This is a genomic window from Sphingomonas plantiphila (genome assembly GCF_046000505.1).
GTDB lineage: Bacteria > Pseudomonadota > Alphaproteobacteria > Sphingomonadales > Sphingomonadaceae > Sphingomonas > Sphingomonas plantiphila.
The window spans coordinates 259141-279540 of record NZ_JBELQC010000001.1; the positions used below are offsets into that span (position 1 = coordinate 259141).

The window sequence follows — 20400 nt, forward strand, 5'->3', positions numbered from 1 at the left end:
ATATAGTGTGATAATACACTCCGCTCATGTCGAACAGGAGTGCGTCATCAGAATTGCCCTCGTCTCGTCCGTGCTTGCCCTTGCGGCCAGCGGCTGTGTCCATCCCGAAACAGCCGCGCCGCTTCCGCCACCCCCGACCGCCCAGTCGAGCCAGCTGGACGCGGTATGGTGTGCGGTGCCCGCGGCAATGGCCGAGCATAAGCTCACCGGCCTCAGCATTGCGGTGTTCGACCGATACCGCATCGTCGCGGTCCGCAGCTTCGGCAGCAAGGCCGTCGGCACCGACGCTCCGATCCGCGACACCACCGCCTTCTCGACCGCATCGATCTCCAAGCCGGTCACCGCACTGCTCGCGCTGATGCTCGAGGCCGAGGGCCGGCTCGACCTCGACGCGCCGGTCGCGACCTATCTCAGGCGCTGGCGTCTGCCCGACAGCCCCTATCCCGCCAGCGCGCGCATCACGCTGCGCCAGCTGCTCACCCACCGCGCGGGCACCTCGCAGCATGGCTTCGCCGACTATTATGAAGGCGATCGCATCCCCACGCTGGTCGACAGCCTCGAGGGCCGGATCCCGCGCTACGACAAGCCGATCGCGTTCCTGTTCGCGCCCGGCACCGACTGGAAATATAGCGGCGGCGGCTATGTCATCGCGCAGATGGCGATTGAGGACCGGACGGGCCGCCCGCTCGCCGCTCTCGCCGCGGAGAAAGTCTTCGGCCCGCTCGGCATGCGCCACACCAGCATGATCCAGCCCGGCGAGCCGGGGTTCGCGCGCGATGTCGCGCTGGTCCATGACGAGCAGGGCAGGATCATCCGCACCGGCCTGCCGATCACGCCGCAGGTCTCCGCCTCGGGCATGTGGTCCACGCCGACCGATCTCGCGCGCTTTGCCATCGCCATTCAGCGCGCGCTCATGGGCAGCCACGACGGCCCGGTCACCCCCGCCATGGCGCGCGCGCTGACCGGCATCGTCTCGCTCAAGCCGGTCGGCGGCATGGCGATGCCCTTCTTCCGCGGCTTCGGCCTCGGCCGCACCGACTGGTTCCGCCACGACGGGTCGAACACCGGCGTCAACAGCGACCTGTTCGGCGCGATGACGGGCGGATACGGCTTCGTGCTGATGGGCAATGGCGACGATGCCAATACCGGCCCGGTCTTCGCGATGCTCCGCGGCGCGATCATCGACACGATGCGCTGGGGCGCGACGCCCCCGCCCGATCGCCCGATCGACCCCGCCCTCGCACGCGCCCTGCCCGGCACCTACAAGGGCCTGCTCTACGATCTCGGGCTCGACTACCGGATCGAGGAACAGGATGGCGCGCTGTGGATCGCGTCCGACTTCTTCACGCAGTTTCTGGGGCGCGACGCCAGCCGCATGCGCCATCTCGGCGGGGGCACGTTCGCGATCGACGACTATCCCAACCGGCTGCGCTTTCACCGGGGTGCGGATGGTCGCATCGTGCAGGTGACGATCGACCGTCCCGGCAGCGGCGCCGACCCCGTGACCCGGCCCGTCGAACGGGTCGGCGCCCCTTGAGCCGCGCGGGGCTGGACGTCCGCGGGCGCTAGCGCGCCGCGCGCGCGGCGTCGACCGCCTGCTTCAGCACGTCATAGGGGACCATGCCCGAAATCACTTGGTCGCCGATCACCCAGCTGGGCGTGCCCGTGACGCCCAATTTGCCCGCGACGTCCAGATTGCGCGTGACCTCGGCCTCGACCCGCTCGCTGCTGATCGCCTGCCGCGCACGCGCGGTATCGAGCCCCGCGCTCTTCGCCGCCGCATCGATCGACGCCTCGCTCAGCTGGCCCGCCGAATAGAGCGACGTGTGGAACGGCTTGAACTTGCCCTGCTCCGCTGCGGCGAGGCCCCAGCGCGCGGCGACGCGGCTTTCCTCGCTCAGGACCGGCAGCTCGCGATAGACGACGCGCACCTTCGGGTCCTCGGCCAACAATCGCGCGATCATCGGCAGGCTGGCGCGGCAATAGCCGCAGGCATAGTCCATCCACACCGAAACGGTGACGTCGCCCGACGGATTGCCCTCCCACGCGCCGGCATAGGGTTTGGTGATCGCGTTGCGATTGGCGGCGACGACCTTCCCGCTCTCGCGCTCCTGCAGGCGCTTCATCGCCTCGGGCAGGATCTCGGGATGCTCGAGCACATAGCTGCGCACGACCTTCCCGATTGCCGCCTCGTCGCGCGATCCCGCGCCGCCCGACCCCAGCGCCTGTACGCCCAGCACAAGCGCACCGCCGATGGCGCCCGACAGGACCAGCACGCCAGCCAGCGCCAGCGGGCTCTTCGCCAATCGTTCGATCACTTCTTTTTCCTGTCCTGCATCAATCCCTGCGCCGCCATGACGATGTCCTGCGCGCGAATCCAGTCCGGCGATCCCTGCGGCAGCCCCGCCATCGCCGCCTGCGCGCTCGGCAGCGCGCGGCCGAAATCGCCGCTCATGCTCGCGCGCTCGGCGGTCGCCAGCGCCGCGCGCGCGGTATCGCCCTTGCGCTCGTACACCATGCCCAGCTGATACCAGGCGAACGGGTTTTCCTGATCGCGCGCGACGGCCTGACGCAGCACGGTCTCGGCTTCGGCGAGATGCTTCGGATCCTCGGTCGCGATCAGCGCATGGCCGAAGGTGGTGGCGATCAGCGGCTGGAAATTGGTCAGGCTGGTCGCCTCGCGCAGCGGGACGAGCGCATCCGCAGGCTTGCCCGACTCGAGCAGGATCTGCCCCTCGAGTTCGAGGAAATAGGGATTTTTCGGCTCGGCCTTCACCAGCGCCGTGGCCTCTGCCGCGGCCTCCTTGGGATAGCCGCCCAGGTGATAGGCATAGGCGCGCGCATAGTGCGCGGGCACGCTGGTATCCGACACCGGATATTTGCGCAGCGTATCCTTGGGCTCGGACACGAATCCGCGCAGCTTGGCCTGGACGCGCAGGAAGCGCGCCTCGATCTCGGGGTCGCTCGGCTTGTTCCACGCCGGGTCCGACTGCAGGTCGGCGGTCAGGGTCGAGATGCGCTCGCCCGACATCGGGTGGCTCATCACATAGCTCTGGTCGCTGCCGCGCTTCAGGCCCCAGCGATATTCCTGCTGCTGCAGCTTCTTGAAAAAGCCGAGCATGCCCTTGCCGGTCACGCCCGCACCCGACAGGAATTTGACGCCCGCCGCATCGGTGGTCGCTTCCTGCGCGCGGCTGAACGCTAGGTAGCTGCCCATCGCCGCACGCTGGCCGAGTTGCATCAGGCCCACGCCCGCATCGGCGGAGCCCGCCGCCATCGCCGCGGCGCCGAGCAGCAGGCTCAGGATCGTGATGCCGGTCGCGCCCTTGGCCATGCGATCGCCCAACGGCACATGGCCGCCGGTGATATGGCCCAGTTCGTGCGCGATCACGCCCTGCACCTCGTTGGCGTTGCTGGCGGCGTCGATCAGCCCCGAGTGGATGAACACCATCTGCCCGCCCGCGACAAAGGCGTTGATCGACGGATCGTTGATCAGGACGATGCGGACATTGGCCGGCGACAGGTTCGCCGCCTTGATGATGTCGCGCGACATGTCGGCGAACAACGCCTCGCTCTCCGCATCGCGCAGGATCGACTGGGCATAGGCGGGGCTGGTGACGCACAGCAGCAACAGCAGCGCGAACAGGGAGACTAGGCGCTTCATCGGCGGCATCATGGCGGAAAATCCCCCGCGATCAACGGTCAGCATGACCGGACGCATCCCATGCAGGATGGGCGGCGCGGTCTGAACCTGGCATGAAAAGGGCGGAGACGCCGGTCGCGTCCCCGCCCCTTCAAGCTGGATCAGGCGCCGAAGGTGCGCTGCCACCAGCCGCGGCGCGGCGCACCGGCTTCACCTTCGCCCTGCGAAGTCTCGCTCGGCGCATCTTCCGGCGCGACATCGCCCGCGGGCGCCGTGGCGTCGAGATCCTGGCTCACCTCCTCGACCGGAGCGGCTTCGGCCTTCTTGCGACGCGTGCGCTTCGGCTTGGCCGGGGCCTCGGCCGCCTCCTCGTCCGCCGCGACCGGTGCCGCGATGGGCGCTTCGATCGGCGCAGCTTCGGCGGCAGGTGCTTCTTCAGCCTTCTTGCGACGCGTACGCTTGGGCTTGGCCGGCGCTTCCTCGGCGGAAGGCGCCTCGACCGGTGCCTCGGGCGCAGCCTCGGCAGCTTCGCTCACCGGCTCGGCATCGGCCTTTTTGCGGCGCGTACGCTTGGGCTTGGCGGGTGCTTCCTCGGCATCGGCACCGGTCTCGGCGACCGGCGCGTCCTCGGGCTGCGCTTCGACGACGGCTTCACCCTCGCCAGCGTCTTCCGCTGCCTCGGCTCCGCTATCCTCACCGGCACCCGCACCGCGACGTCCGCCACGGCGACCGCGACGACGGCGCTTGCGGCCCTCGCCCTCGCCATCGGCGCCCGACGCTTCGGCTGCGACTTCGGACTCGCCATCGCGCGGCGAGTCATCGCCTTCGCCGTCGGCATCGCCGTCCTGCTCGCCCTCGACACCCTGCGGCGCATCGCCGTCCTCGCGGCGGTTGCGCCGACCGCGGCGGCGGCGGCGGCGCTTGCGACCGCCCTCGCCCTCGCCATCGTCGCGCTCACGCCGCTCGCGCGGCGCGCGGGCCTCGACCTCTTCTTCCTCTTCCTCCTCGTCGATCTCCTCGACGAAGTCCTCCTCGATCTCCTCGATCGCGGCGGCGAATTTGGGTGCGTGCGCCGGCGGCGGCCCGTCGGCCTCGACCGACATGCGCGCGCCTTCCAGCTCGCCATCCGACAGGATCTCGACGCTCACGCCATAGCGATCCTCGATCTCGGCGATGTCGGCGCGCTTCTTGTTGAGCACGTAGAAGGCCGCTTCCTGGCTGCAGCGCAGCGTGATGACCGACCCGCGGCCGCGCGCCGCCTCGTCCTCGATCAGGCGCAGCGCGCTGAGGCCCGCCGACGACGCCGTACGGACCAGGCCCGTCCCCTCGCAATGCGGGCACTGGCGCGTCGATGCCTCGAGCACGCCGGTACGCAGCCGCTGGCGGCTCATCTCCATCAGGCCGAACGCGCTGATGCGACCGACCTGGATGCGCGCGCGATCGTTCTTCAGCGCCTCCTTCATCGCCTTCTCGACCTTCCGGACGTTGGACGAATGATCCATGTCGATGAAGTCGATCACGACGAGGCCGGCCATGTCGCGCAGCCGCAGCTGGCGCGCGATTTCCTGCGCGGCTTCAAGGTTGGTCGCGGTCGCGGTCTGCTCGATCGAATGCTCGCGCGTCGACCGGCCCGAGTTGATGTCGATCGACACCAAGGCCTCGGTCGGGTTGATCACCAGATAGCCGCCGGACTTGAGCTGCACCACCGGGTGGTACATCGCCGACAATTGCTCTTCGACCCCGGCGCGCTGGAACAGCGGCACCGCGTCGCTGTAATGCTTCACCTTCTTGGCGTGGCTCGGCATCAGGAGCTTCATGAAGTCCTTGGCCTGGCGATAACCATCATCGCCCTCGACGATCACCTCGTCGATATCCTTGTTGTAGATGTCGCGGATCGCCCGCTTCATCAGGTCGCTGTCGCCATAGACCAGCGCCGGCGCCGACGATTGCAGCGTCTTGTCGCGAATCTCGTCCCACAGCCGCGCGAGATAGTCGAAGTCGCGCTTGATCTCGGTCTTGGTGCGCTGAAGCCCCGCGGTGCGGACGATGCAGCCCATCGACGGCGGCAGCTTCATGTCCGCCATGATCGTCTTGAGCCGCTTGCGGTCGGCTGCGCTCGAAATCTTGCGGCTGATCCCGCCGCCATGCGCGGTGTTGGGCATCAGCACGCAGTACCGGCCGGCAAGCGACAGATAGGTGGTCAACGCCGCACCCTTGTTGCCGCGCTCTTCCTTGACGACCTGGACCAGCAGCACCTGGCGGCGGCGGATCACGTCCTGGATCTTGTAGCGGCGGCGCAGGCTCATGCGGCGCTGGCGCAGCGCCTCGACCTGGTCGTCATTGCCCTTGCGACCGCGACGGCGGCGACCGCCCTTGCCGGACTCGCCTTCACCCTCGGCGTCGCCTTCGGCCGCCTCGGCATGTTCCTCGTCCTCGTCGGCCGGGCGCTCGAGCACCTCGACCTCGCCGTCCTCGTCGTCATGATCCTCGTCGCCGTCGGCCTCCTCGCGCAGCGCCGCTTCCTCGGCGGCATGCTCGGCCTCTTCGCGCAACAGCGCGTCGCGGTCTTCCTTGGGGATCTGGTAATAGTCGGGGTGGATTTCGCTGAACGCCAGGAACCCGTGGCGATTGCCGCCATATTCGACGAACGCCGCCTGCAGCGACGGTTCGACGCGGGTAACCTTGGCTAGATAGATATTGCCTTTGAGCTGCTTGCGCTCGGCACTTTCGAAATCAAACTCCTCGATTCGGTTTCCTTTGACGACCGCCACGCGGGTCTCTTCCCGGTGGCGTGCGTCGATCAGCATACGCATGGTCATTGATGAGTCTCCGGGCGCGCCAAGCGCTCGATAGCCGCGGCGCGCGAACATGATTGCGCCACGTCGAGATGGGGGCGCGGGGGTTTGGTGATGCCTCTGCTGCATCGGCACGGCCGGACCCGTGGGTGCCCGCCTCCGCCGCCTCGCGCGCGACCGCCTGAGCGGTGCGATGCGGGATGGACGGAAATTGCCTCATGCAGCGTCAACCTGAAATGCCGGGCCAGTGGGGCCGACGATGGGAAGCCGAAACCGCAGATGCGGGTCCGGCAGGCTCGCTGCCTAGCACCCGTCGCGCGGCGCGGCAACATTCCGCTTGCGATATGGCAATCGGCAAGGACGACCGGCATCGCGCTGCCGGCAACCGGCAAAAACATGCCGAACGGCGCATTAACCGCACCCCTTCACCGCGATTGAAGAAGCACGGGGGTAGACGGGCAGGGTCAGGGTTACGTTTGTTGTGAGTACACGTGCATGCTTTTGGGCTGGACCCCCCCCAGCCCGGCGCGGCATATCGCCCGGGTGACTTTTTTTCTGGCCCTTCTCGCCGGCTTTCTAAACGGCGCGCCGAGTTGGGCCGGCACGATCCGCGATATCGACGTCCAGTCGAACCGGATCGTGATACGGTTCGACGACCGCGTGGCACAGGCCAGCAGCTTCCTGCTCGCCGGGCCGAACCGGATCGCGATCGACCTGATGGGCGCGCGCCCCGGCGCTGCACCCGGCCAGACGCAGAGTCCCGTCGCCGGCGTCCGACAGGCGGCGCAGGGCGATGGCGCGCGCGTCGTGTTCGATCTCGCCCGTCCCGCGATCGTGACCGAGGGGCGCTTTGCCGCCGACGGCGCGACGTTGACGCTCGAGCTGCGCACGGTCGACGACGCACGGTTCGCGCGCGCCGCGGCGGAAGGGCGGATGAGCTTCCTGCCCCCGTTCAGCTTCGCCCGCGCGTCCAGCCGCCATCCCTATAGCGTGTCGGTGGCGGTCCCGCCCAAACCCGCGCCCTTCGCGCTCCCGCGCGTCTATGGCGCCGACGACGATCGCCCGCTGGTCGTGCTCGATCCCGGCCATGGCGGGCGCGACCCCGGATCGATCTCCGCCGATGGCGTGCATGAGGCCGATATTGCGCTCAAGATTTCCCGCGCGATCCGCGACGAACTGGTCGCATCGGGCCGGGTGCGCGTCGCGCTGACCCGCGACGACGACCGCTACCTGCTCCACCGCGACCGGTTCGAGGTGGCGCGCAAGCTCGGCGCCGCGCTGTTCATCTCGATCCATTGCGACGCCGCGCATACGCCCAGCGCCAGCGGCGCGACGGTCTATACCCTGTCGGAAGTCGCTTCGGACAAGGAAGCCGCACGCCTCGCCGCGCGCGAGAACAAGTCCGACATCCTGTCCGGAATCGATCTCGACGGGCAGAATCGCGACGTCTCGTCGATCCTGATCGACCTGACCCAGCGCGAGACGATGAATGCATCGGCCAAGTTCGCACGCCTGCTCAGCCGCGAGGCGCAGGGGCTGATCCCGGTCAAGGAAAACCCGCACCGCATGGCATCGCTGCTGGTACTCAAGGCACCCGACATGCCCTCGATCCTGTTCGAGACCGGCTATATCTCCAACCCGGCCGATGTCGCGATCCTGAACTCGCGCGACGGGCGCAAGCGCATCGCGCAGAGCGTCAGCCGCGCGGTCGCGATCCATTTCGCGACGCGGATGGCATCGCGATAGCCGGGGCCGCCATCGCGCGGCCCCGCTCGCCCCACCCGTCGCAAACGCAGGTGGCATGACGGGCGTATCCTGCTAAACCCCGCGCGCGATGGCCGATCAGTATCAACCCAATTTCACCCTCAAGTTCACGCGTGAGGACGTCGGCAACCGCTTCGCGCAACTGCGCAGGAAATGGTGGTTCCGTGTCCTGGCATGGCTCGCCCTGCTCGCAGGTCTCGGCACGATCGCGCTCTGGGCGCTGTTCCTGCGCGACCTCCCGTCGGTCGACAAATTGCGCGCCTATGAGCCGCCGCTGCCGACGAACATTCGCGCCGGCGACGGCATGCCGCTGCGCAGCTATGCGCGCGAACGCCGCGTCGAATTGTCGTACGAGGAATATCCCAAGCTCCTGGTCGGCGCGTTCCTGTCGGCCGAGGACAAGACCTTCTTCCAGCACAGCGGCGTCGATTATCCCGGCCTCGCCCGCGCCGCGTGGCAGGGGCTGACCAGCGGCGAAACGCCGCGCGGCACCTCCACCATCACGCAGCAGGTGGCGAAGAACCTGCTGCTCACCAACGAAGTCAGCTACGTCCGCAAGGCGCGCGAGGCCATCCTCGCCTTCCGCATCGAAAATTCGCTGTCGAAGGAGCAGATTCTCGAACTCTATCTCAACCAGATCGCGCTCGGCCGGAACGCGTTCGGGGTCGAAGCGGCGGCCAACGCCTATTTCGACAAGAGCGTGCGCGACCTGACGCTGCCGCAATTCGCCTATCTCGCGATCCTGCCCAAGGGCCCGAGCAACTACATGCCCGAACGGCACGAGAAGCGCGCGATCGAGCGCCGCAACTGGGTGCTCGGGCAGATGCACGAGAATGGCTATATCGACCAGGCGCAGCTCGACGCCGCGCTCGCCGCCCCGCTCGGCGCGGTCCCGCGCAAGACGCCCAGCACCGATCCGCTGGGCGGCTATTTCATCGAAGAGGTGCGCCGCCAGCTGATCGACAAGTTCGGCGAGACCGAGGAATCCGGACCGTACAGCGTCTATGCCGGCGGTCTGTGGGTCCGCACGTCGTTCGATCCGGAAATCCAGAAGGCCGCGCAAAAGGCGCTGCGCGAAGGCCTGCTCCGCTATGATCGCGGCCGCGGCTGGTCCGGCCCGATGCGCGAGGCGCCGTTCGAGGGCGATGGCTGGCGCAGCGCCTTGCTCAACCACAATATCGATCTCGATTATGAGGATTGGCGTTCGGCCATCGTCATCTCGAAATCCGGCACGTCGGCAGAGATCGGCTTTGGCGACGGGCGGACCGGCACGCTCCCGCGCGGCGGCGCGCAGATGCCCGTGCGCGGCAAGGGCGGCACCGCGTTCGCCGCGCTGAAGCCCGGCGACGTCATCGCGGTCGCGCCCGAGGGCGGGGTGTTCGGCCTGCGCTCGATCCCCAAGATTTCGGGCGGCATGGTGGTCGAGGATCCGCGCACCGGCCGCATCCTCGCGATGCAGGGCGGGTTCGACGCGACGGTTCAGGCATTCAACCGCGCGACCCAGGCGCAGCGCCAGCCGGGATCAACGATCAAGCCGATCGTCTACGCCGCCGCGCTGGAGAACGGGATGACCCCGGCCTCGATCATCGTCGACGGGCCCTTCTGCGTGTGGCAGGGCGCAGCGCTGGGCGAGAAGTGCTTCCGCAACTTCGGCGGCACGCGCGGCGCGGGTCCCAAGACGATGCGCTGGGGCATCGAACAGTCGCGCAACCTGATGACAGTGCAGGCGGCGAACCAGACGGGCATGGACAAGGTGGTCGACCTGATGCAGCGCACCGGGGTCAGCCAGCAGAAATATCCGCCCTATCTCTCCTATGCGCTCGGCGCCGGCGAGACGACGGTGATGCGGATGGTCAACGCCTATTCGATCCTGGTCAACCACGGCCGCGCGCTCAACCCGACGCTGATCGACTTCGTCCAGAACCGCCACGGCAAGGTGGTGTGGCCGGAAAACTGGCGCCCGTGCGATCGCTGCAACATGCCCGACTGGGACGGCAAGCCGATGCCGCGCCCCGTCGTCCGCTCGCGCCAGGTGCTCGACGCGATGAGCGCCTATCAGATGGTCCACATCACCGAGGGCGTGATCCAGCGCGGCACCGCGACCATCCTGCGCGATCTCAACCGTCCGATCATGGGCAAGACCGGCACCTCGACCGGTCCGCGCGACGTGTGGTTCGTCGGCGGCACGCCGCAGATGATCGCGGGCCTCTATATGGGCTATGACACGCCGACCAATCTCGGCGGCTATGCCCAGGGCGGCACGATCGCCGCGCCGATCTTCAAGGCGTTCGCGCAAAAGGCGTATGAAGGGCTGGATGTCCTCCCCTTCACCGCGCCATCGGGCATTCGCATGGTCCGCATCGACCGCACCACCGGCAAGCGCGTGTTCGGCGCCTGGCCCGGAACCGATCCCAAGGGCGCGGTGATCTGGGAAGCGTTCAAGCCCGAAAGCGAGCCGCGCCGCCGGACGATGCGCGACGAAGAGGAAGCGCCCAAGGCGGAGGTCAAGAAAAAGGCCGTGCGTCAGGAGGGGCCACGCGACAGCGACTTCTTGCAACGCGAGGGCGGAATCTACTAGCGGCACTAATTCGTCGCCCCAGCGAAAGCTGGGGCCTCGCGCCGCATGCCGCTCGCTTGCGGTTTGAGACTCCAGCGTTCGCCGGGGTGACGGTTCATTTGAAAGGTTTTCACGATGCGCGCCGAAGCGCAGGCTTACGCCGACAAGATCAACGACGCCCTCGCGCTGCTGCGCCGGTTCCTGGACTGGGACAAGGCGCTGCGCCGGCTCGACGAACTGAACGCCCGGGTCGAGGATCCGACGCTGTGGGACAATCCCAGGGCGGCGCAGGATGTCATGCGCGAACGCCGCAGGCTCGACGAATCGATCAGCGCGACCCGCGCGATCGAGCGGGAACTCGCCGACACGCTCGAACTGATCGAGATGGCCGACGAAGAGGGCGATACCGCAATGGGTGACGAGGGCGTCGCCGGCCTCGCCGCGCTCGCCGAACGCGCCGAGCAGGACAAGGTCAAGGCGCTGCTCTCGGGCGAGGCCGATGCAAACGACACCTATCTCGAAGTCCATTCGGGCGCGGGCGGCACCGAAAGCCAGGACTGGGCCGAAATGCTCCAGCGCATGTACACGCGCTGGGCCGAACGCCACGGGTTCAAGGTCGAACTGATGGACTATCACGCCGGCGAACAGGCCGGGATCAAGTCGGCGACACTGCTGATCAAGGGCGAGAACGCCTATGGCTATGCCAAGACCGAAAGCGGCGTCCACCGCCTCGTGCGCATCTCGCCCTATGACAGCTCGGCGCGGCGCCACACCAGCTTCTCGTCGGTGTGGGTCTATCCGGTGATCGACGATTCGATCGATATCGAGATCAACGAAAGCGACCTCAAGATCGACACCTATCGCGCCTCGGGTGCGGGCGGGCAGCACGTCAACACCACCGATTCCGCGGTGCGCATCACCCACGTGCCCTCGGGCATCATCGTCGCCAGCCAGCAGGACCGTTCGCAGCACAAGAACCGCGCGACCGCGATGGGGATGCTGAAAGCCCGCCTGTACGAGGCCGAACTGGCCAAGCGCGAGGCCGCGGCGCTGGGCGAATACAGCGCCAAGACCGAGATCGGCTGGGGCCACCAGATCCGCTCCTACGTCCTCCAGCCCTATCAGCTGGTGAAGGATCTGCGCACCGGCACGACATCGACCGCGCCCGCCGATGTGCTCGACGGAGCACTCGACCCGTTCATGGCTGCTGCGCTATCACAGCGCGTGACCGGCGAGACGGTCGAGGTGGAGGACGTCGATTGAGACTGACCCGGGCCGCGCTGATCCTGCTCCCCGCGCTTGCGCTGGCGAGCTGTGACGAGACGCGCCCGCGCCCCCAGCCCGAGCCGAGCGAGGAACTGAGTTTTCCCGCGGCGGACCGGCCGGTGGCGACGATCGTTTCGGCGCGCTGGTCGACCGAGGAAGCGCGCGATCGCCTCAACGAAGCCGACACGGTGATGAACCGCGCCGACATCCGCCCCGGCATGACCGTCGCCGATATCGGCGCGGGTGAGGGCTATTACACCATCCGCCTCGCCCAGCGCGTCGGCAAGGACGGGCGCGTGCTGGCGGAGGACATCATTCCTGAAGTCCGCGACGCGCTCGCGCAGCGCGTCGCGCGCGAGCGGCTCGACAATGTCAGCGTGCGCCTTGGCGAACCCGACGATCCCAGGCTGCCCGACAACAGCTTCGACCGCGTCTTCATGGTCCATATGTATCATGAGATCGAGGAGCCGTATGAGTTCCTGTGGCGAATGCGCCCGTCCTTGCGCAAGGACGGACTGGTCGTGGTCGTCGACGCCAACCGCGAGACGCAGAATCACGGGACTCCGCCCGATCTGCTGAAATGCGAATTCGCCGCGGTCGGCTATGCGCTGGTGTCGATGCGCGACATGCCGTCGGCCGGCGGCTATCTCGCAATGTTCAAGGCACAGGGCCCGCGCCCCGATCCGGCATCGATCCGCGCCTGCCCGAATCGCGGGCTGCCATCGCCACAGGGTGGCGCCACGCCGCAAGGCGACGAATAGCCGCTAGAGCAGCCCCGCCGCGCGAAAGCTCCACACCGCGCCGCCGCGACCCACCACGACATGATCGACCAGCCGCGATTCGATCGCTTCGAACGCGCGCGCCATCCGGCTGGTCGCCGCGCGGTCGGCCCGGCTGGGGGAAGCATCCCCCGATGGATGGTTGTGCGCCATCACCACGCGCGGCGCGTCGAGCAGGACCGCGTCGGCAACGATCCGCCGGACCGGCAGGTCGAGCGACCCGCTGTCGGCCGACGCGATCCGCAACGTGCCGAGCACCCGGCCGGCCGGATCGCAATAGGCGAAGGCCGCGACCTCGCGCGGTTCGGCGGCGATGCTCGCCGCCAACAGGTTGGCCAGCGCGCCGAAACGGGAATCCGGGGTGGGGTCGCACGACTCGCCGGCCATGCCGCGAAGCCTCGCGAGGCGGCGCTGCCGGGTCCATCGCAACAGGGTCCGAAGCGGAGGATTAAACCTCCATTTCGGCGCAACCCTGCTTGGCGGGGTGGGGACGGTCGGCTAGGTTCGCCCGATGCGGCAATATCTCGACCTGATGGAACGCGCGCTGCGCGACGGCGCGGTGCAGAACGACCGGACCGGCGTCGGCACGCGCAGCGTGTTCGGCCACCAGATGCGCTTCGACCTGTCGGAAGGCTTCCCGCTGCTCACCACCAAGAAGCTGCACATCCGCTCGATCTTCATCGAACTGCTGTGGTTCCTGCGCGGCGACACCAATGTGAAATGGCTGCAGGACCGCCGCGTGAGCATCTGGGACGAATGGGCTGATGAGAACGGCGATCTCGGCCCCGTCTACGGCAAGCAGTGGCGCGACTGGGAGGCGCCCGATGGCCGCCATATCGACCAGATCAAGGAGCTGATCGAGACGCTCAGGACCAGCCCCGCCTCGCGCCGCATGGTCGTCTCCGCCTGGAACCCGGGCGAGCTGCACGCGATGGCGCTCGCGCCGTGCCACTGCCTGTTCCAGTGCCATGTCGCCAACGGCAAGCTCTCGCTCCAGCTCTACCAGCGCAGCGCCGACATCTTCCTCGGCGTACCGTTCAACATCGCCAGCTACGCGCTGCTCACCCATATGCTCGCCCAGCAATGCGACCTCGACGTCGGCGAGTTCATCTGGACCGGCGGCGACTGCCACCTCTATTCCAACCATGTCGAACAGGCCGAGCTGCAGCTCTCCCGCGCGCCCGGCCCGCTCCCCCGCCTCGAAATCCTGCGCCGCCCGCCGTCGATCGACGCGTACGAGTATGAGGATTTCGCCCTGCACGACTATGTCGCGCAACCGCATATCAAGGCCGAGGTCGCGGTCTGATCACCTTCCATCTCGCACGCGCGGACAATGGCGTGATCGGAGTCGATGGCGACCTGCCTTGGCGCCTGCCCGCCGACCTCCGGCGCTTCAAGGCGCAGACCATGGGCAAGCCGATGGTGATGGGCCGCAAGACGTTCGAGAGTTTCCCCAGCCCCCTGCCCGGCCGTCGCCACATCGTCCTGACCCGCGACCCCGCATGGCGCGCCGAGGGGGCGGAGGTGGTGCATTCGGTCGAACAGGCGCTGGCAACCGCAGGCAACGGCGAGGTCGCGATCATCGGCGGCGCGGAAATCTTCGCGCTGTTCCTCGACCGCGCCGACCGCATCGAACTGACCGAGGTGCATCTATCCCCCGCGGGCGATGCCGTGGTGCCGCCGTTCGGCCCGGAGTGGCGCGAGACCGCGCGCGACGACCACCCGGCCGAGGGCGAACGCCCCGCCTACAGCTTCGTCACGCTCGAACGCCTCTCGTAATCGTCACCCCGGCCTTGTGCCGGGGTCCACGGTGCCGCAAAACCCTGAGCGATCGGATGCGCGGCACGGTGGATGCCGGAACAGGTCCGGCATGACGAACCAGGGGAGAGTGTCGTGAAAAAATACCTCTGGGGCATCCTCGCCCTCATCGCGATCGGCATCGCCGCCTTCCTCATCCTCGCCCCCGGCATCGTCGAGCGCGGCATGAACAATGTCGTCGCGACCCGTCTTCCCACCGTCACCCCCGAAGCCCGCAAGCTCCACGCGACGCTCCAGATCGCCGACATGCACGAGGACACGCTCCTGTGGAAACGCGACCTGCTCGACCGCGCGACACGCGGCCATGTCGACCTGCCCCGGCTGATCGACGGCAATGTCGCGCTGCAAATCTTCTCCTCGGTCACCAAGACGCCCAAGGGCCAGAATTACGACGCCAACAGCGCCGAGACCGACAACATCACCCTGCTCACCGTGGCGCAGCTCCAGCCGCCGCGCACCTGGACCTCGCTGCTCGAACGCGCGCTCTATCACGCGCAAAAGCTCGACCGCGCCGCCGCCCGCTCCGACGGCCGCCTCCACGTCATCCGCTCGCCCGGTGAGCTCGACGCGCTCCTCGCCGCCCGCGCCGCCGGGCAAAAGGCGGTCGGCGGCCTGCTCTCGATCGAGGGGCTGCAGGCGATGGAGGGCAAGCTCGCCAATCTCGACCGGCTCTACGCTGCCGGCTTCCGCATGGCCGGGCTCGCGCATTTCTTCGACAATGAACTCGCCGGATCGATGCATGGCGAGCAGAAGGGCGGGCTGACCCCGCTCGGCCGCCAGACGATCGCACGCATGGAACAGCTCGGCATGATCGTCGACATCGCCCATTCCAGCCACGCGACGGTCGCCGAAATCCTTCGCATCGCCAGACGCCCCGTCGTCTCCAGCCATGGCGGCGTGCAGGCGGTGTGCAAGGTCAACCGCAACCTCAGCGACGCCGAGATACGCGGCGTGGCGAGGACCGGCGGCGTGGTCGGCATCGGCTATTGGGACGCCGCGATCTGCGGCACCGAGCCGGAAAAAGTGGCGGCGGCGATCGCGCATGTCCGCGATCTGGTCGGGATCGACCATGTCGGGCTCGGCTCCGACTTCGACGGTGCGGTCACCACCGGCTTCGATACGTCGCAGCTGGTCTACGTGACGCAGGCGCTGGTCGATCGCGGCTTCACGCCCGATGAGATCGGCAAGGTGATGGGCGGCAACGTCCTGCGCGTCCTGCGCGCGGGGATGGTGCCGCGCTAATTCCTCCCCTGCCACGCAGGGGAGGTGGCAGCACGAAGTGCTGACGGAGGGGCCGCCCCGCAGAGGGCGGAATTTTGTCGAGATGCTGTCGGCCGTCTCTCCACCACCCGCTGCGCGGGCGGTCCCCCTCCCCCAGCAAGCTGGGGGAGGAATTGAGAACGATTTGATTCCTCTCACCCTGACCTTATAGCCGCGCCGATGGATCGGCTGGACGGAGCGGCTTCGGTCCCCGCGCATCTGCGCGGCGGGATCGTCGCGCTGGGGAATTTCGACGGCTTTCACCGCGGCCACCAGGCGGTGGTGGGCCGCGCCGTCGACCGCGCGCGTGCCGAGCGGCGCCCGGCGATCGTCGCGACCTTCGATCCGCACCCGGTGCGCCATTTCCGCCCGGATACCGAGCCCTTCCGCCTCACCTCGCTCGACCAGCGCGCGCGGCTGTTCGCGCAGGCCGGCGCCGATGCCATGCTGGTCTTCCACTTCGACGGCACGCTCGCGAGCCTTTCGGCGCGCGAGTTCGCGCAGCAGCGATTGTGCGAGCTGATCGGCGCGGGTGGCGTCGTCACCGGCGCGGACTTCACCTTCGGCAAGGGCCGCGACGGCAATGTCGCGGTGCTCACCCGTCTCGGCGCAGACCTCGGCTTCAGCGTGGATACCGTCGCCCCCGTTGCGGAAGACAACCAGATCATCTCGTCCAGCCGCATCCGCGATGCGCTGCGCGAAGGCCGCCCGCGTGAGGCCGCGGCATTGCTCACCCGCCCCTTCGCCATCCAGGGCGTGGTCGAGCCGGGCGCGAAGCTCGGCCGCGAACTCGGCTTCCCCACAGCCAACCTGCGCCTCGGCAGCTATCTGCGCCCGCGCTACGGCATTTACGCGGTGCGCGGGCGGCTCGCGGACGGCACCGTCCTCGACGGCGTCGCCAATCTCGGCATCCGCCCGACGATCGACCCGCCGGTCGAGCTGCTCGAACCCTATTTCTTCGACTTCTCGGGCGATCTCTACGGCCAGAGACTTGAGGTCGAACTGATCGAATTCCTCCGCGACGAGGCGAAATACGACACGCTCGATGCGCTCAAGGCCCAGATCGGCCGCGATTGCGAGGATGCCCGCAAAGCGCTTCGACTTACCTAGCCCCTCCCCTTCAGGGGAGGGGTTGGGGTGGGGCAGAGCGTCCAGGCGACCGCCTCCAGCCTTGTTCACCCCCCTGCCCCTTTCAATGTTGGAGTTCATCTGCTCCAGTCTGGTCGATGGAGCCGATTCCTTCTCCCTCTCCTGACGGATGCGTCCCATGGCGGTCGCCTCGCGGTCGTGCGGATGGCGCCAACCCGTCGCGCACGTGTCGCGTCGGTGTCGCGCGACTGTCGCGTCGGCGGCGCGTTCCGGTCGCGTCGCAGGCGCGTCCCCGGCGCGTCGGCCCCATACACGCTGTTTTTCGTCAGCTTCGTCGGACAGCTTCCGCTTCCCCCGTCGCCCGACACAAGCTAATCCCCGCCCCAAATGACTGACACACCCGATACCGCACGCGGCGCCCAGCAAGATTGGCGCGACACCGTCTTCCTGCCGAAGACCGAATTCCCGATGAAGGCCGGCCTCGCCGCCAAGGAACCGGCGATCCTCGACCGCTGGGCCAAGCTCGGCGTCTACGATCGCCTCCGCGAACAGCGCGCGGGCCGCGAACGCTTCATTCTCCACGATGGCCCTCCTTACGCGAATGGCGACATTCACATGGGCCATGCGATGAACAAGATCCTCAAGGACATCATCGTCCGCAGCCAGAGCCTGATGGGCAAGGACGCGCCCTACGTCCCCGGCTGGGACTGTCACGGCCTGCCGATCGAATGGAAGATCGAGGAAGCGTACCGCGCCAAGAAGCTGAACAAGGACGAGGTTCCCGCGGCCGAATTCCGCGCCGAATGCCGCGCCTATGCCGAGAAATGGGTCGCGGTGCAGCGCGCGCAGTTCGAGCGGCTGGGCGTGATGGGCGACTGGGACGATCCTTATCTCACCATGAAGTTCGACGCCGAGGCGACGATCGCCGGCGAACTGCTCAAATTCGCGACCAGCGGACAGCTCTATCGCGGCGCCAAGCCGGTGATGTGGTCGCCGGTCGAAAAGACCGCGCTGGCCGAGGCCGAGGTCGAATATGAGGACGTGGTGTCGACCCAGATCGACGTCGCGTTCGAGATCGTCGAAGCGCCGAATGCGCCCGAACTGGTCGGCGCACATGCGGTGATCTGGACGACGACGCCGTGGACGATCCCGGTGAACCAGGCTTTGGCTTATGGGCCGGAGATTGAGTACGGTGTATACGCTCTAGCGCCACATTTTTCAGCTACCGGCGCCGCTGATGAGGACGTAGTCGAGAGTCAACGAGCATGGAGCGATAGTCATCCACTGAACCACTTAGTGGGTAAGCGGCTTCTTATTGCCACAGAGCTATTCTCAACCGTCGAGGCCCGGTTATCGCGCGCCTGTCCCCCAGGCCAGGGCGTTTATTTAATGCAGGTCGGGATTGCGGCGAAAAATAGCCTGGCCAACGCCACCGCCCGCCACCCGATGCACCATCTCGGCGGCTTCTTCGCCAAGCCCCGCCCCTTCCTCCCCGGCGAGTTCGTCACCACCGACGCCGGTACCGGCTTGGTCCATATGGCGCCCGATCATGGCGAGGACGATTTCCTGCTGTGCAAGGCGCATGGCATCGACCCGGTCTTCGCGGTCGATGGCGCCGGCATGTACCGCGCCGACTGGGCATGGCTCGGCGGCCAGGGATCGGTGATCAACAAGAAGTTCGTCGCGTCCGACGGCCCGATCTGCACGGATCTGCGCGAAGCCGGCGCGCTGCTCGCCGCCTCCGACGATTTCGAACACAGTTATCCGCACAGCTGGCGGTCGAAGGCGAAGATCATCTTCCGCGCGACCCCGCAATGGTTCATCCCGATGGATGGCAGCCGCTCATCCGTCGCCCCAGCGGAAGCTGGGGCCTCCAGCGACGGCGCGGAACAGCAGCCACACGATGCCGCCACGGCCCGCGACATCGCCGCCGAACTCCCCGGCTTTGCCGGCGCCGCCGGTTTCGGCCCGGTGGTCACCCCGACCAACGCCCCCACGCTGCGCGGTCTCGCGCTCGACGCGATCGAGCGCACCCGCTGGGTCCCCGCGCGCGCCGAAAACCGCATCCGTTCGATGGTCGAGGGGCGCCCCGACTGGGTGATCAGCCGCCAGCGCGCCTGGGGCGTGCCGATCCCGCTCTATGTCCACCGCCAGAGCGGCGATTATCTCCGCGACGACGCCGTCAACGCCCGCATCCTCGACGCCTTCCGCCGGGGCGGCGCCGACGCATGGTTCGGCGCGGACCATCAGGCCCTGCTCGGCCCCGACTACGACCTCGCCGATTACGAGGTGGTCAACGACATCCTCGACGTGTGGTTCGACAGCGGCTCGACCCACAGCTTCGTGATCGAGGCGCGGTACGGCGAGGGCACCCGCGCCAACCTCTATCTCGAAGGGTCCGACCAGCATCGCGGCTGGTTCCAGTCCTCGCTGCTCGAAAGCTGCGGCACCCGCGGTCGTGCGCCCTATGACGCGGTGCTGACGCACGGCTTCGCCCTCGACGGGCAGGGACGCAAGATGTCCAAGAGCCTCGGCAATGTCGTCGATCCGCTCAAGATCATCGGCGAGAGTGGCGCCGACATCCTCCGCCTGTGGGTCGCGCAGACCGACTATTTCGAGGATGTCCGCATCGGCAAGGAAGTGCTGGCGGGCACCAGCGACGCCTATCGCAAGATCCGCAACACCTTTCGCTACCTGCTCGGCGCGCTCGACGGATTCAGCGATGCCGAAAAGCTCGGCGTCGACAAGATGCCCGAGCTCGAACTCTATATCCTGCACAAGCTCTGGATGCTCGACGTCGAGCTCAAGGCGGCGGCGCAGGCGTTCGAATTCAACCGCTACGCGCGTGCGCTCGGCGATTTCATGAACGAGGACCTCTCGGCCTTCTTCTTCGATATCCGCAAGGACTGCCTCTATTGCGACGCCGCGGACAGCCCCAAGCGCCGCGCCTATCGCACCGTGCTCGACATCCTGTTCCACGCGCTGGTCCGCTACGCCGCGCCGATCCTCGCCTTCACGACCGAGGAAGTGTGGCAGGCGCGCTATCCGTCGCAGGACGGCTCGGTCCACTTCCTCGAATGGCCCGAACTCCCCGCCCTGCCCGGTGACGACGCGATCTCGACCGAATGGGAAGACATCCGCCGTCAGCGCGAAGCGGTGACCGAGGCGATCGAGCCGCTGCGCCGCGAGAAGACGATCCGCTCCAGCCTGGAAGCCGAGGTGACCGTGCCCGACCTGCTGCGCCCCGCGGTGGAACTCGCCGAGGTGTTCATCGTCGCCGACGTGCATCAGGGCGATGGCGAGGGCGTCGGCGTCACCCGCACCGATCACAAGAAATGCGGCCGCTGCTGGCGTCTGCTTCCCGAGGTTGAAGCCGATGGCATGCTGTGCCACCGCTGCGACTCGGTGGTTTCCTGAAAGACATGGGAC

Annotated in this window: 14 protein-coding genes; 10 read left to right on the forward strand and 4 right to left on the reverse strand. The window is 67.6% G+C overall.

Annotation, left to right across the window (positions count from 1 at the left end):
• Positions 1-70: 70 nt before the first annotated feature.
• Positions 71-1537 carry a serine hydrolase gene (locus ABS767_RS01210; RefSeq protein WP_408076539.1) on the forward strand — a complete coding sequence of 489 codons (1467 nt, stop codon included), beginning with the start codon at positions 71-73 and terminating at the stop codon, positions 1535-1537.
• Positions 1538-1565: 28 nt separating this feature from the next.
• On the opposite strand, the gene ABS767_RS01215 is transcribed toward ABS767_RS01210, so the two are convergent.
• From ABS767_RS01215 to ABS767_RS01225, 3 genes are all read right to left on the reverse strand, one after another.
• A complete protein-coding gene (locus ABS767_RS01215) occupies positions 1566-2318 on the reverse strand; it encodes a DsbA family protein (RefSeq protein ID WP_408076540.1) in 753 nt (250 codons plus the stop codon).
• Positions 2315-3664 carry a M48 family metalloprotease gene (locus tag ABS767_RS01220; protein ID WP_456293441.1) on the reverse strand — a complete coding sequence of 450 codons (1350 nt, stop codon included), beginning with the start codon at positions 3662-3664 and terminating at the stop codon, positions 2315-2317. The genes ABS767_RS01215 and ABS767_RS01220 overlap by 4 nt, the downstream gene beginning before the upstream one ends.
• Positions 3665-3804: 140 nt before the next feature.
• Positions 3805-6462, reverse strand: a complete 2658-nt coding sequence (locus tag ABS767_RS01225) for an Rne/Rng family ribonuclease (protein WP_408076541.1) — start codon at positions 6460-6462, stop codon at positions 3805-3807.
• A 471-nt stretch (positions 6463-6933) separates the two neighbouring features.
• Here ABS767_RS01225 and ABS767_RS01230 point away from each other — a divergent pair, with 471 nt between their 5' ends.
• The 4 genes from ABS767_RS01230 (at position 6934) to ABS767_RS01245 (ending at position 12786) form a co-directional block, all read left to right on the forward strand.
• Positions 6934-8184 (forward strand): N-acetylmuramoyl-L-alanine amidase, encoded by a 1251-nt coding sequence (locus tag ABS767_RS01230; RefSeq protein WP_408076542.1) that lies wholly within the window; start codon positions 6934-6936, stop codon positions 8182-8184.
• Between the two features lie 88 nt (positions 8185-8272).
• Complete coding sequence (locus ABS767_RS01235) at positions 8273-10780, forward strand: penicillin-binding protein 1A (protein WP_408076543.1); 2508 nt, start codon at positions 8273-8275, stop codon at positions 10778-10780.
• A gap of 114 nt (positions 10781-10894) precedes the next feature.
• On the forward strand, positions 10895-12022 hold the full coding sequence (prfB, locus tag ABS767_RS01240) for a peptide chain release factor 2 (protein WP_408076544.1): 1128 nt from the start codon (positions 10895-10897) through the stop codon (positions 12020-12022).
• A gap of 2 nt (positions 12023-12024) precedes the next feature.
• On the forward strand, positions 12025-12786 hold the full coding sequence (locus tag ABS767_RS01245; RefSeq protein WP_408078632.1) for a class I SAM-dependent methyltransferase: 762 nt from the start codon (positions 12025-12027) through the stop codon (positions 12784-12786).
• A gap of 3 nt (positions 12787-12789) precedes the next feature.
• Here ABS767_RS01245 and ABS767_RS01250 read toward each other — a convergent pair whose 3' ends face one another.
• Positions 12790-13191, reverse strand: a complete 402-nt coding sequence (locus ABS767_RS01250; RefSeq protein ID WP_408076545.1) for a JAB domain-containing protein — start codon at positions 13189-13191, stop codon at positions 12790-12792.
• Between the two features lie 124 nt (positions 13192-13315).
• Between ABS767_RS01250 and ABS767_RS01255 the strand changes: the two genes are divergently transcribed.
• The 5 genes from ABS767_RS01255 to ileS all read left to right on the forward strand — a co-directional run bounded on the left by ABS767_RS01255 (position 13316) and on the right by ileS (position 20388).
• The gene (locus ABS767_RS01255) at positions 13316-14110 is read left to right on the forward strand and encodes a thymidylate synthase (protein ID WP_408076546.1); all 795 of its coding nucleotides are present in this window, start codon (positions 13316-13318) and stop codon (positions 14108-14110) included.
• Entirely contained in the window at positions 14107-14583 is a 477-nt protein-coding gene (locus tag ABS767_RS01260; RefSeq protein ID WP_408078633.1) for a dihydrofolate reductase, read from the forward strand. Before ABS767_RS01255 ends, ABS767_RS01260 begins: the two co-directional genes overlap by 4 nt.
• Before the next feature lie 114 nt (positions 14584-14697).
• A complete protein-coding gene (locus ABS767_RS01265; protein WP_408076547.1) occupies positions 14698-15864 on the forward strand; it encodes a dipeptidase in 1167 nt (388 codons plus the stop codon).
• A gap of 198 nt (positions 15865-16062) precedes the next feature.
• Positions 16063-16992, forward strand: a complete 930-nt coding sequence (locus ABS767_RS01270) for a bifunctional riboflavin kinase/FAD synthetase (RefSeq protein WP_408076548.1) — start codon at positions 16063-16065, stop codon at positions 16990-16992.
• A gap of 366 nt (positions 16993-17358) precedes the next feature.
• Positions 17359-20388 (forward strand): isoleucine--tRNA ligase, encoded by a 3030-nt coding sequence (ileS, locus tag ABS767_RS01275; RefSeq protein WP_408076549.1) that lies wholly within the window; start codon positions 17359-17361, stop codon positions 20386-20388.
• The last annotated feature ends 12 nt before the right edge of the window (positions 20389-20400 follow it).